Origin of the sequence: Bacillus sp. AFS098217 (assembly GCF_002551815.1) — a bacterium.
GTDB lineage: Bacteria > Bacillota > Bacilli > Bacillales > Bacillaceae_G > Bacillus_A.
Window position 1 is genome coordinate 1 of sequence record NZ_NVPR01000001.1, and the last position, 13,571, is coordinate 13,571.

General features: G+C 36.4%; 12 protein-coding genes and 1 pseudogene. 3 read left to right on the forward strand and 10 right to left on the reverse strand.

The window, feature by feature from the left end:
• The first annotated feature begins 231 nt into the window (after positions 1-231).
• Positions 232-1,476, forward strand: coding sequence for a chloride channel protein (locus tag COO03_RS00005; RefSeq protein WP_097894439.1), 1,245 nt, complete (start codon positions 232-234; stop codon positions 1,474-1,476).
• 181 nt (positions 1,477-1,657) lie between these two features.
• On the opposite strand, the gene COO03_RS00010 is transcribed toward COO03_RS00005, so the two are convergent.
• Positions 1,658-2,362: a YjjG family noncanonical pyrimidine nucleotidase gene (locus COO03_RS00010; RefSeq protein WP_097894523.1), complete on the reverse strand. Its 705-nt coding sequence runs from the start codon at positions 2,360-2,362 to the stop codon at positions 1,658-1,660.
• Between the two features lie 123 nt (positions 2,363-2,485).
• On the opposite strand from COO03_RS00010, the pseudogene COO03_RS00015 reads away from it, so the two are divergent.
• Positions 2,486-2,605: pseudogene (locus COO03_RS00015) on the forward strand (transcriptional regulator YeiL); the annotation flags it as partial.
• A gap of 92 nt (positions 2,606-2,697) precedes the next feature.
• Here COO03_RS00015 and COO03_RS00020 read toward each other — a convergent pair.
• The 3 genes from COO03_RS00020 to COO03_RS00030 form a co-directional block, all read right to left on the reverse strand.
• Positions 2,698-3,324, reverse strand: a complete 627-nt coding sequence (locus COO03_RS00020; protein WP_097894440.1) for an FMN-dependent NADH-azoreductase — start codon at positions 3,322-3,324, stop codon at positions 2,698-2,700.
• A gap of 192 nt (positions 3,325-3,516) precedes the next feature.
• Positions 3,517-4,164 carry a response regulator gene (locus tag COO03_RS00025; RefSeq protein WP_097894441.1) on the reverse strand — a complete coding sequence of 216 codons (648 nt, stop codon included), beginning with the start codon at positions 4,162-4,164 and terminating at the stop codon, positions 3,517-3,519.
• Between the two features lie 20 nt (positions 4,165-4,184).
• Complete coding sequence (locus tag COO03_RS00030; RefSeq protein WP_097894442.1) at positions 4,185-5,762, reverse strand: GAF domain-containing sensor histidine kinase; 1,578 nt, start codon at positions 5,760-5,762, stop codon at positions 4,185-4,187.
• A 158-nt stretch (positions 5,763-5,920) separates the two neighbouring features.
• Between COO03_RS00030 and pdxK the strand changes: the two genes are divergently transcribed.
• Positions 5,921-6,745, forward strand: a complete 825-nt coding sequence (gene pdxK / locus COO03_RS00035; RefSeq protein ID WP_097894443.1) for a pyridoxine/pyridoxal/pyridoxamine kinase — start codon at positions 5,921-5,923, stop codon at positions 6,743-6,745.
• A gap of 251 nt (positions 6,746-6,996) precedes the next feature.
• On the opposite strand, the gene COO03_RS00040 is transcribed toward pdxK, so the two are convergent.
• The 6 genes from COO03_RS00040 to COO03_RS00070 all read right to left on the reverse strand — a co-directional run bounded on the left by COO03_RS00040 (position 6,997) and on the right by COO03_RS00070 (position 13,513).
• Positions 6,997-7,200 carry a YbdD/YjiX family protein gene (locus COO03_RS00040; protein WP_097894444.1) on the reverse strand — a complete coding sequence of 68 codons (204 nt, stop codon included), beginning with the start codon at positions 7,198-7,200 and terminating at the stop codon, positions 6,997-6,999.
• Positions 7,193-9,268, reverse strand: coding sequence for a carbon starvation protein CstA (gene cstA / locus COO03_RS00045; protein WP_097894445.1), 2,076 nt, complete (start codon positions 9,266-9,268; stop codon positions 7,193-7,195). The genes COO03_RS00040 and cstA overlap by 8 nt, the downstream gene beginning before the upstream one ends.
• Positions 9,269-9,390: 122 nt before the next feature.
• Positions 9,391-10,107, reverse strand: coding sequence for a LytR/AlgR family response regulator transcription factor (locus COO03_RS00050; RefSeq protein ID WP_097894446.1), 717 nt, complete (start codon positions 10,105-10,107; stop codon positions 9,391-9,393).
• Between the two features lie 152 nt (positions 10,108-10,259).
• Positions 10,260-11,459: an MFS transporter gene (locus COO03_RS00055; protein WP_097894447.1), complete on the reverse strand. Its 1,200-nt coding sequence runs from the start codon at positions 11,457-11,459 to the stop codon at positions 10,260-10,262.
• Positions 11,460-11,642: 183 nt separating this feature from the next.
• Positions 11,643-12,383: a WecB/TagA/CpsF family glycosyltransferase gene (locus COO03_RS00065; RefSeq protein WP_097894448.1), complete on the reverse strand. Its 741-nt coding sequence runs from the start codon at positions 12,381-12,383 to the stop codon at positions 11,643-11,645.
• A gap of 20 nt (positions 12,384-12,403) precedes the next feature.
• Positions 12,404-13,513 carry a glycosyltransferase family 4 protein gene (locus COO03_RS00070; RefSeq protein ID WP_097894449.1) on the reverse strand — a complete coding sequence of 370 codons (1,110 nt, stop codon included), beginning with the start codon at positions 13,511-13,513 and terminating at the stop codon, positions 12,404-12,406.
• Positions 13,514-13,571: the final 58 nt, after the last annotated feature.

The window sequence follows — 13,571 nt, forward strand, 5'->3', positions numbered from 1 at the left end:
TTACTTCGCGTGTGGCAGAAAAAGGCCCTGACCGCTTCTATGCATGGCCAGATACTCTCTCCCATCTAAAAAGAGGGGGTTTATGTCGTTTTTTTAATTGATGTATATATATTTTGAATAAGTCGTTCTCTTAAAAAGATAATATGCATATTGAATTAGTTATCCAATTGTTTTCGTATCAGAATCTCTAACTTTTTCATAATAGAATATAACATAAAGGAGACATAAAAAATGACTATTAGAAGAGGCATGCACTCTTTACTTATCATGTACGGTATCTTTCTAGGTGCTATAGTTGGGGCTACAGTCTGGTTATTTTTAGTTACCACAAACGCTGGAATTCAGCTTATTTGGGGGTATTTACCGAAAGAATTTTCATTACCACCGTATTACACAATTTTTGTAACAACAATTGGTGGTATTCTTGTCGGACTGACGCAAAAGTACTTTGGTACATACCCGCGTTTAATGCCAGAGGTAATGGGTGAATATAAGAAAACAGGTAGAATTGAGTATAGTTTTGTACATAAATCTACGTTAACAGCGATTATTGTTTTAATATTTGGTGCAAGTTTAGGACCGGAAGCAGCACTTGTTGGAATTATCGGTGGACTTTGTACATGGGTTGGAGATCGTTTTCATTTGGCTTTAAAAGGAATGGAGGGACTAACGGAAATTGGAATTGGCGCTACTTTAAGTGTTATTTTTAATGCACCATTATTCGGTTATTTGGCTCCCAATGAAAATGAGAATAAATCAATTAACGAAATTTCTAAAGGAAAAAAGACTATTGTATATCTCGCTACTACTTTTGCTGGTTTTTCTGTTTATTTATTGCTTAGTAAGTTTGATAATCGAGGATCTTTTATTGTTGATTTTGGGAAAGGGTCTTTCTCACTCCATGAATGGCTTGCATTTTTACCTCTAATTTGTATAGGAGCTGGTGTAGGCTATTTTTATTTCAAAGTAGAACATATGCTAGAAAAAATAGTTCATCCTTTTCAAGAATATAAAGTAACGTTAGGAGTTATAGGTGGCATTCTTTTAGGGATTGCAGGAACTTTACTGCCTTATACAATGTTTTCAGGAGAACACCAATTAAAAGACTTAGTCCATGAGTGGACAGAATTATCATTTTGGATGTTGCTTCTTTCGGGAGTTTTAAAGTTATGTGTAACGGCAGTTTGTTTAAGTACAGGTTGGCGTGGCGGACATATTTTCCCAATTGTATTTGCTGGTGCAAGTATTGGATATGCTGTGGCTACTGTCATACCGTCGTTAGATCCAGTTGCTTCTGTAGCTATTGTAACGACAGCCATTTCAAGCTATGCAGTACGAAAACCAATCGCTATTACATTATTATTACTTATGTTCTTCCCAATTAATTTATTGTTACCAATGATTGGAGCTGCAATGATTGGTAATCTATTTCCACTCCCTAATCATAATGAGAATAAACAAGAGGGACTAGTGTAAAGACAAACGAATAAACGAATAAAAAAGCAGTACCACCGCTATAAAAGTGTTGGTACTGTTCTTTGAGTGAAGATTGTTTTATTAATGAAAAGGAAACAGAAACTTCGTGCTGTGCCCGACCAACATTCCCTTCCTACCACCTGGACTATGCCCTGCACATGCTTGAGGAAGGAGACTTCTGTTAGAGTACTGTTAAAATTTCATATAGCTCATCAAAAGTTTGGATTTCATAAGTCGGAACTATCCCGCTATCGTTTAACTTTTTTTCAGGATTAAACCAGCAAGTATCTAGCCCCGCTAACTGCCCTCCTTTAATATCCGCACTTAGCGAATCTCCAATAATGAGTCCTTCCTCTACGGAAAAATTAGGTATTCGTTCAAAGACATAATCAAAATACTCTTTCATTGGCTTTTGAAAACCTGTATCCTCCGAAACGAAAATACCTTTAAAAAGTGAATGTAATCCCGAATTACGCAGACGTTTATCTTGCGTTTGGGAAACGCCATTTGTCACAATATATAAATCATATTGGGTTTGAATATTTTGTATGAATTCAAACGCTCCATGAATAAGCTGACTTCCTTCTTCTAAATAACTACGATAATTTTTTTCGAATAAAGGCCCATCAACTTGTTGACCATATTCCTGAAATAAAATTGAAAATCGAGTATTCACTACTTCATCACGGTCTATTTCTCCTTCTTCAAAAGATTTCCAAAGACCGTTATTTATTTTTTTATAATGGGCTTCAATTTCAGTAGTTAAAGGTATATTTTTCTCCTCAAAAAGCATATGTAATGCTTTTTTCTCAGCTTTCTTAAAATCTAATAATGTGTCATCTACATCAAATAACAATGTTTTATACTTTTTCTTTAATTTTGTCATAATCCCCTTCACATTCTTCCTCTCTTCTACCAAAAACTAGTTTAATTTACTTTCACATAAATCGTATCATTCTTTCTTGTAAAAATAATAGGAGATATCTCATACTAAATACGAGGTGAAAAAATGAACATCGAAAAAAATAGAGAAGAAATTTACAATTATGTACAAGCTTACGACTTCCAAACACTCTTTTCCTTTGATGTTTTACCGTATATAGAACTTCACTCCTTTCAAAAGAAAGAAACTAGCTGACGAGCTTACAAGATAATAAAAAGCAGTATTAACATTTTATTAACGTTAATACTGCTTTCTTTGAGTAAAAATTATGCTTTTAATTAAAATTTGCTTGCTACTTTAACAGCTTCTTCAAGACCTGCTGCAATAATCTCTTCCGCTTTATCTGGGAATTGATTGTGACCTTCAATTACTACTGTCTCTATATCTTTTGCACCGAAGAAGCCCATCATGCTTGCTACATATTTAACAGCCATTTCTACTTCAGCTGCCGGTCCTTCAGAGTATACGCCACCACGTGCATTTAATAAGGCAATTTTCTTATCTCCAATAAGGCCTACTGGACCTTCTGGCGTATATTTAAATGTTTTACCAGCACGGTTTAAGTAATCGATATATGTGTGAAGTACAGCTGGAATTGTTAAATTCCATAATGGGAAACCAAATACAACTTTATCAGCTGCAAGGAATTGATCTAAATATTTATCAGCAACAGCTACCGCTCTTGCTTCTTCTGCTGTTAAATCAAATCCTCTACTAGCCTTAAAGGTGCCGTTAATCATATCTACTCCTACATATGGTAATTCTTCATTGTATAAATCAAGTTCTACCACTGCATCATTTGGATGTGATTTTTTGTAGCTTGCTAAAAATGCCTCATATAATTTCACACTAACTGCTTGATCCGCTGGACGATTGTTAGCTTTTACAAATAACACTGTTGTCATGCTTTTTCCTCCTGTTACTCACTCTTACGTTGTTTATTATTTACTCGCTAAAAAGGGACCATCCCTTGTAATTATTGTTGCTTACAAATATATTCTATCCTCTCATTTCAACAATTTCTTCCTCACATAGACGTATCTTTTCATAAAAAAAGTCTACCTTCTAAAGGCGAACTTGGTCCTAAGACTTTTGTCTTATACAATTCCATTTTTCACTGCATATAAAGCCGCTTGCGTACGATCGGATAAATTTAATTTACTTAAAATACTACTTACATGAGCCTTTACTGTTTTTTCTGTAATGACTAAAACAGAAGCAATTTCCTTATTACTCATCCCTTTTGCCAAGAGCTGCAGTACTTCATTTTCCCTCGCAGTTAGTACATCTATATGAATATTTGACGTTTCCACTTTCTCTTCTTGAGGTAATGTTTGGGAAAGAAGCGCATTTGCTATATCGGGATGGAGTTGAATATTTCCTTTGTATGCACTGCGAATCGCTTCGACAAGTTGATCTGGTTCCACATCTTTTAAAATATATCCACTCGCCCCTGCTTTTAATGCTGGTAACACATGAGCTTGATCGGAAAAACTAGTTAATACAAGTACTGTCACATGTGGATATTTCTTTTTAATATACGTTGTTGCTTCTATACCATCCATCTCTGGCATATATAAATCCATTAATACTACATCTGGTTGAGTCTCGCCTACTTTCGTTAATGCTTCTTTCCCATTATTTGCTTCTCCTACTAGCTCCAAATCTTCTTGTGTGCTTAAAAAAAACGCTAACCCTTTTAAAACAACCGTATCATCATCAACTAATAATACTTTTATTCTCACAAGTTTCCCTCATTTTCACATCATAATGGCACGATAACTTTTATACTTGTCCGTTTCTTTTCACTTACAACCTTAATATATCCCCCGATTAACTCTGCTCGTTCACGCATTGTTGTCATACCGAGCGATTTCTTCTCTCTTACATTTTCTTCTATAAAGCCAATGCCGTGATCAACTACCTCTAAGGATACATCCTTCTCTGTTACCTTGAAATAAATTGTCGCTTCCCTTACACCAGCATGTTTACTTATATTATTTAATGCTTCTTGCCCAATACGCCATAAAGTTTCTTCTACTACACGTGGTAAGTCACGTACACCTTTGACCTGCTCGCGAATGTTCAATCCTAAGTTTTCACCATACTGCTTTAAAGCTGGTAGCACTCCCTTTTCTAACCCCGCCGGACGAAGCTGCCAAATAAGCGCCCGCATTTCTTTTAAAGCACCTTGCGCTAATTCCCTCATCTCATGAAGAGATTGATCAACCTTTTCATTTTGTCCCTTCAAAACAGCTTCTGCGCCCTTCGTCATGAATGTTAATGAAAATAGTTTTTGTGAAACTGAATCATGCAGATCTCTTGCTAAACGATTACGTTCTTCCATTCGGACAAGCTCACGGCGCTGCTGATTTAATCTTAAATTCTCAATCATTAATGAAATATGATTCGTTAACGCTTGTACGATATCTATCGTATTTGTATCAAAATCGCCCTGATTTGAGCACACACATAAAACGCCAAACATATGATTTCGAATATGTATTGGAGCAGCAATAATAGAGCCATTCGGATGAACAATATTTCCCATCTGTCTTTTCAATAAGACAGGTCGGTTCTTTTCTATCGCTTCTTTTGCCGCTCCTTCTAAACCTACATCCTCTTGTAATGTATGCTTCTTATAGAAAGCTCTTATGGATAATTTCTTTTCTTCCTGAATAAAAAAGGTGACTTGTTCCCACAGAAATACATCTCCTACTTGTTTTACGACTTCCTCTGGTAATGTATTTAATTTATGAATCGTTCTCAGTGCCTGGATAAAACGCTCTAGTTTTACATAATAATGAGCTCGTCTCTTTTCACTTTCATATAATTTCGTTCGTTTTAAAGCCGTTCCAATTTGCAATGCAACCGATTGTAGTAACACAAGTTCTTCTTCAGAGAAATGCGTTTTTCCTGGGCTTGCTACATTTAGTACTCCAAATTCTTCTCCGCCAGCCTTTAACGGAACTGTTGCATGATGAAGAATTCCTTCTGTATCACCCCAATTATTTTCAATCGCATTATTAATTCGTTTACATTCAATAATATTAACTGCTCGCTCTAATTTTCCTTCTACAAAGCGGCGCAAACACCAACATTCTCCTTCACACATTGGCTTTTTATTTTGAAAGGTAAGCGCTGCTGGCAAATGATAATCAATTAATTTTGTATATCTGCCATTTTCATCAGCAAGAAAGATCCATCCTGTCGTTAACCCCGTTATATGTAATAACTTTTCTAATACAGCCTGTAGAACATGATACGTATCATTTGATGTATTTAATGTTTCTGCAATCTCTTTCAATATCACTAATTCAGTTGTACGATTCTCTTGAAACATAATGTGTCTCCTACATACAATATTTATATTTCTTATTGTAACAAATTCAATATCCTTTCAACCAAACTATCTACTTTTTCACTTTGTACTTATTCATAACATTGATATAATGATTAAAAATGTAGTTTTCATTATATGACCTAAAGGGGGCTTTCACAATGACATTAAATAAAGCACTTACAATCGCTGGATCTGACACAAGTGGCGGTGCTGGGATACAAGCGGATTTAAAAACATTCCAAGAACTTGGTGTATACGGAATGACATCTCTTACGACAATCGTAACAATGGACCCACATAATAACTGGGCACATAACGTATTTCCTATCCCTGCTTCTACCCTAAAACCACAATTAGAAACAACAATTGAAGGTGTTGGCGTAGATGCTTTAAAAACAGGTATGCTTGGGTCTGTTGAAATCATTGAGATGGTTGCAGAAACAATTGAAAAGCACAATCTACAAAACGTAGTAGTAGACCCAGTTATGGTTTGTAAAGGGGCAGATGAAGCATTGCATCCTGAAACAAATGACTGCTTACGCGATGTACTTGTCCCAAAAGCATTAGTCGTAACACCAAACTTATTTGAAGCATATCAGCTAAGTGGTGTGAAAATTAATTCTCTTAAAGACATGAAAGAAGCTGCTAAGAAAATCCATGCTTTAGGTGCAAAATATGTACTAATTAAAGGTGGTAGCAAACTAGGTACAGAAACTGCAATCGATGTATTGTACGATGGAGAAACATTTGATCTTTTAGAATCAGATAAAATCGATACAACGAATACACATGGTGCAGGTTGTACATACTCTGCCGCAATTACAGCTGAACTTGCAAAAGGTAAACCTGTAAAAGAAGCAGTAAAAACTGCAAAAGATTTCATCACTGCAGCAATCCGTCATTCATTCAAAATTAACGAATATGTAGGACCAACACATCACGGTGCATATCGTAAATTTGCTGTTGGAAAAGAACTTGTATAAGAAATAAAAAAATCAAGCTATCCGTGGATAGCTTGATTTTTTTATGATGCTCAACTTACCTTCTTCCATTTCTTTTTCAATCGTATACTCATTGGCCGATTGAATAAAATATTCTACCTACCTTTTTCTTTTCAAACTACTTCTTTCCTTATCTCATTGTATGTAAAATCCCTATCATTCCAAAAGCTTTTATATTTTGTTGTTCCACGTGGAACAAAGGAAACAAAAAAGGGCGAAAACTCGCCCTTTCATCAACAACATCGTGATATTTTCCCGCCTTTTGCATTAAATCTAGCTTCTTGTGCTTCAGCGAAGAATTCTTTCCGACATAAAACTTGCTCTTCAGGATGGTGTAGTTTCATATGATTCACATATGTTTCATAGCTTGGAACTCCAACAAGCAAACTAATAAATTGCTTTCGTGTTTTCCATACCTTTCCTAATTTTTTAAGCATAATTTCTCGACTCACTTTCATCCCTTGAAATGTATGGCGCTTCTTTTAATGGCATTGCCTTATTTTGCAACACTTGAATCCAAATACGAATAGCAGAAATCAGAACTGCGATAACAACTAACATGAAAACCCCACAAAGTGCAGCATCAATATAATCATTTAAGATAATTTGTTTCATCTGTGCTACGTTTTTAGCTGGCGCTAACACCTTCCCGTTGTCTAAGGAAGTTTGAAATATCTTTGCATGTGATAAAAATCCAATTTTCGGATTCTCATGAAATAGTTTTTGATAACCTGCTGTCATCGTGACAATAAGCAATCCTACTGTTGGAATAAGCGTCACCCAAACATATGCCTTTTTCCCCATTTTGAACAAAATTGTTGTTCCAAGTAATAAGGCAATTCCCGCTAACATTTGGTTGGCAATTCCAAAGAGCGGCCACAACGTATTAATCCCGCCAAGCGGATCAACTACGCCTTGATATAGGAAATATCCCCATCCTAATACACATAGTGTCGTTGCAATTACATTCGCTAATGTAGAATCTGTTTTTGCAAACGGCTTATACACATGCCCTAAAATATCTTGAATCATAAATCGACCTACACGTGTACCAGCATCAATTGTTGTTAAAATAAATAATGCTTCAAATAAAATAGCAAAATGATACCAAAATGCCATCATCGCTGTTCCACCTAAAACTTGTGAAAAAATATAAGACATGCCTATCGCTAACGTTGGTGCACCACCTGTTCTGGATAATATCGTTTGTTCACCAACATTGACAGCAATTTCTTTTAATTCATTCGGGGTAACTGTAAATCCCCACGAAGATATTACTTGAGCAGCTTGGGATACATCAGTACCAATAAGAGCTGCTGGACTGTTAATAGCGAAATAAGTTCCTGGTGTTAATACACACGCTGCAATCATTGCCATTGCCGCAACGAAAGATTCCATTAACATCGCTCCATAGCCAATCGGCTGTGCATGTCCTTCCCGTTCAATCATCTTTGGTGTAGTACCTGAAGAGACTAAAGCATGGAATCCTGATACAGCACCACAGGCAATTGTAATAAATAAAAACGGGAATAAATTACCAGAAAATACTGGCCCCGTTCCATCAATGAACCGAGATACAGCTGGCATTTTCAACTCTGGTGCTACAATTAAAATCCCAATTGCGAGCCCAACAATTGTACCAACCTTTAAAAATGTGCTTAAGTAATCACGTGGAGCAAGAAGCATCCAAACTGGTAATGCAGATGCAATAAAGCCATATACGATAAGCATAATAGCAATCGTTTCTCCGCTAAAAGTAAACATACTTGCAAGTGTTGGATTTTCGGCTACGTACTGCCCGCCCACAAGGGATAAAATAAGTAAAATAATACCGATAACTGATCCCTCACCAACTCGGCCCGGACGAATGTAACGCATATAAACTCCCATTAAAATAGCAATTGGAATAGTTGCTGCGATTGTAAACATTCCCCATGGACTTCCAACAAGCGCTTTTACAACTACTAAAGCTAATACCGCTAATAAAATAATCATAATACCTAAAATACCTATCATCGCGATTAATCCTGTGACAGGACCAATCTCATCCTTAATCATTTCACCTAATGATTTTCCATTCCGTCTCATTGAAGCGAACAAAATAACAAAATCTTGTACAGCACCAGCAATGACAACACCAACAATAATCCAAATCGTTCCTGGTAAGTATCCCATCTGCGCCGCCAAAATTGGACCTACTAATGGACCAGCACCAGCAATTGCTGCAAAGTGATGACCGAATAATACCCATTTATTTGTTGGAACGTAATCTTTCCCATCATTTAACGTCTCAGCAGGTGTCTGCCGATTATTATCTAGTTCAAATACTTTTCTTGCAATAAATCTACTATAAAAGCGATACGCAACTGCATATACAGAAACAGCCGCTACTAATAGCCATACAGCATTAATTGTTTCACCTTGTGATAAGGCAAGCATACCAAATCCGGCCGCTCCTAATGCCGCAATAACACCCCAAAGTAAAATTGACTTAAATGCCTTCACATACAATCCCCCCTATATCATTTCTTAGAAGAAATTGTACTAAACTTTCTGAATATTTAACTTAAATCCTCCTTATCATGAAGGATTCCTATATTATCATGTTGATATTCTTTCACAACTTGTCATAGTTCAATTTTATTTCGAAGTCGTTTTACATAATTCCGGCTAACAGGAATTGGCTGTTCGTTATATCTTTCTAAATAAAGGTTATATGTCCCGTTGTAATAAGGTTTTAGTTCCTGTACATATGTGGCATTAATTAAATAACTCTTATGAACACGCAAAAAGTCATATGCTGTTAATTTATTTTCCAATTCTTGAAGTGTATATGTTGAAATATACTGATTATTTGTTGTATAAATTGAGACCGTTTTATTTTCTTTATTCTTACTTACATATACAATATCTTCCGGAAAAATGTATGTAATTCCTTCGTAGCTTTCAATCGGAAGTTTACGTAAATGGCTTCTTGTTTTCTTTCCTATCTCTTGCTCCATTCTATATAAGAGAAATTGTAAATCTTCTTCGCGAAATGGTCGCAATAAGTAATAAAATGCTTGAAATCGGAAGGCTGTAATTGCTCCTTCTACGTCCTCACCAATAAAGGCCAATTTTGCATAACAACTTAATTGTTGTAATAAGCTAGAAAATTCAAATCCCGTACCATCTGTTAGTTGCGTATCTAAAAAAACGAAATCCGGCGTATGCTTTTTCGCTATTTGTAAAGATTCCATTCCAGTTCGCGCTTCAAAGCATTCTACATTCCGCATATTTTCCGTAAATGTCTTAATTAATCTATTTCTATGTTCTACCTCTTCCATGATAAGTAAAATTTTCATTTGCCTAACCACCTAATTGTTTTGACCATATGTCTTGTTGTATACATTCGCTTTAGTAGGAAATAATCCCTTTTTCTAACCGTATTTTCTATTTACTATACCATCATTCCATTTAAAAATAACAAAAAAGGAAGCCATTTTGGCTCCCTTTCTTATACTAACTCTTGCTGCTTCGTTTCTTGACCGAGTATAACCACTGCAAATGCTCCAACTAAAATGGACGCACAAAAGATTGTAAAGATCAGCGAAAGAGAAGCCTGTGAAGCAACTAGATAACCTACCAATAACGGTCCAAGGATACCGCCGATACGCCCAAATGCAGCTGCCATGCCTGCTCCTGTACCACGAATTACTGTTGGATACTGCTCAGGCGTATATGCATATAATGCACCCCACGCCCCTAAATTAAAGAAGGATAAGAACATTCCTGCTATCACTAATATCGTCAATGACTCGGCTATCCCAAATATGTAAGCACTGCATGCTGTACCAATTAAATACGTAACTAATACAAACTTACGACCAAGGCGTTCAATAAACCAAGCTGCAGTAAAATACCCCGGGAGCTGTGCCAATGTCATAATTAACACGTACTGAAAACTTTTGATTAGACTAAATCCTTTCAATACCATTACACTTGGCAGCCAAAGAAACATGCCATAATAAGAAAAGACCACACAGAACCATAAAACCCATAACATAACTGTCGCTTTACGATATTCTCCAGACCAAACCGCCTTTATATTTGTAATAACAGACTGTCTTTTTTCAACCTTTTTGAATCTTGGTGAATCCGGTAAATTCCATCTTAAATAAAGAGCATAAATAGCTGGAATTGCACTTAATACCATCGCTACTTGCCAGCCATACTTTGGAATAACAAAATAAGAAATAAGGGCTGCAATTAACCAGCCACCCGCCCAAAAACTTTCTAACAAGACAACAATTTTCCCACGTTCATGTGCCTCAACACTTTCAGATACAAGCGTAGATGCAACTGGTAATTCTCCTCCAAGCCCCATTCCAATTAAAAAGCGCAAGAGAAGAAACACGGCTAACGTTGTTGATAAGGCTGTTAAACCACTACCGATAGAAAACAATAATAAAGTTATAATAAAGACCGATTTTCGCCCTAGTCTATCTGCTAATATACCAAATAAAAGCGCCCCCACTGCCATCCCGACGGAATTGATACTGCCAATCCACCCCATCTCCTGGCTACTTAAGCCCCATTCCTTTTGCAGTGCAACGATGACGAATGAAAGCATCCCAACATCCATTGCATCAAATAGCCAGCCAAGTCCCGCTATTCCAAGAAGTTTTCTCTTTGAAATTTCTTTTACCTTCCCCACTGGAAGCCCTCCTTACACAGGTGTCTTTACACATCATTTTACACGTGTGTATTACATAAGTAAAATGATTTTATCGCGATACTGAGTATAAAGTTTACCTTTAATTTTCCCATAAGGTGATGCTACCATTAGTGAGAAATACTGTATGAATGTTTATCAAATAAAAAAAGTAGCGAGGTTTCGCTACTTTTTCGAACGCATTACTTCTTTTAAAAACTCAGCTAGTACAAGCTGACGACGCCAACGAGTAGGGTTACTACATAAGCGATAAAACCACTCTAAATGAATTGCTTGAATCCATTTTGGTGCACGCTTTACCTCACCAGCCCAAACATCCAAACTACCACCTACACCGACAGCCATCTTCGTTTGCAGACGATGCTTATTATTTTGAATAAAGTTTTCTTGTCTTGGGAAGCCAAGAGCAACAAGTAATAGATCAGGCTTTGCTTCTTGAATACGAGAAATAATATTCTCTTCCTCTTCTTGTTTAAAATACCCGTCCTGCATGCCAACAATGGATACAGCTGAATATGTTTTTGTTAAATGATCTGCAGCCCCTTTCACAACATGTGGCTTCGCACCTAGTAAGAAAACAGATACAGATTTATTCTCTTTCGATAACGCCGCGAATAAATCACTCATCAAATCAAAGCCTGCTACACGCTCTTTTAACGGCGTTCCTAGCATACCACTAGCTTTTACAACACCAATACCATCTGGTGTAATGATATCTGATTTCAAAAGTGTTTGATGAAAACTTGGATCCTTTTTCGCACACATTACAATTTCGGGATTTGCTGTTACAATTTGAAATGTATGAGTTTGTTCTGTTTCTAGCTGCTTCATAAGATATTGGATTGTCTCTTCCATCGTCATCGTAGAGAAAGGGACACCTAAAATATCAACTGTTTGTACTGCCATAATTACAATCCTCTCTATTATTAAAGGTTTTTCGCTATTAATTGTCTGTACGTTTCTTTTGTATCTTCATATAGCTTGTGTAATGAGAAATTCGCTACAGCATGATCATAAATATGCTTCCCTATTACACCTAGCTCTCCTGTTTTCCACTTTTTATACGCTTCTTCTAAAGCGCCAGCCAACGCCTTCCCATCTCCAACTGGAACAATCCAGCCATACGTTTCATCTACAATTAACGGCTCGATTTCTCCCGCTCTTGTTACAATAGATGGCACACGCTGATTCGCCGCTTCTAATAAAACCAATGGGAAGCCTTCACTATGAGATGTTAATAAATTAATATGAGACGATGCAAATAATTGTTTCACATCTTGACGATGTCCTAAAAACTCAACCTTATCCTCAATTCCCTTTTCCGCAGCTAACGCCTTTAGTTCTTTCTCTAATGGACCATCGCCTACCAATAATACTTTAATTTTTGTCAATTTCGTCTGTTGTAATGCATCAAACAATACTTCATGACCTTTAACAGGATGAAGGCGCGCAACTTGAATTGCCGTAAACACATCCTCATCAATGTTAAACATTTCTTTTTTATTATAACCTTGTGCTTTTTCCTTGTCATATTCAATTCCATTATAAATAACGTGCATCTTTTCGCTTGAAATGCCTAATTGTGCTAGACTCGCTTTTAATCGATTTGTTACAACAAAGAATAAATCTATATTTTTTAAAGCCTTTAGATTTAATTTCGTAAAAATCCAGCCTTTTAAACCTTGCTTTGTGAAGTCTTGAAATGGATCACTATGAATTGTCGTAACCCACTTTGCAGCAATCTTCTTTTTCATAAGAGAAACATAAAAGTTTGCTCTAGGGCCATGTGTGTGGACAACATCAAACTTTTCCTTATTAATGAATCCACTTATATTCTTCAGAATGGATAAATCGTAGCGAGATTTTTGTGAAAACACATGAACTTTAATCCCTAGCTCTCTTGCTTCCCTCGCAACAATTCCGTCTTCAAATACCGCCAGTTCTACTTCATCGGTTGGGAACTGATCGAGAAGTGAAATAATATGTGTCTTTCCTCCTCCATCTTCTGCTCCTGCATTCATATGCAATATCTTCATACTTTTTTCCTCCTTTAAATCCTCGCCACATTTCCATCTACCTTTTATTTTACTGTAC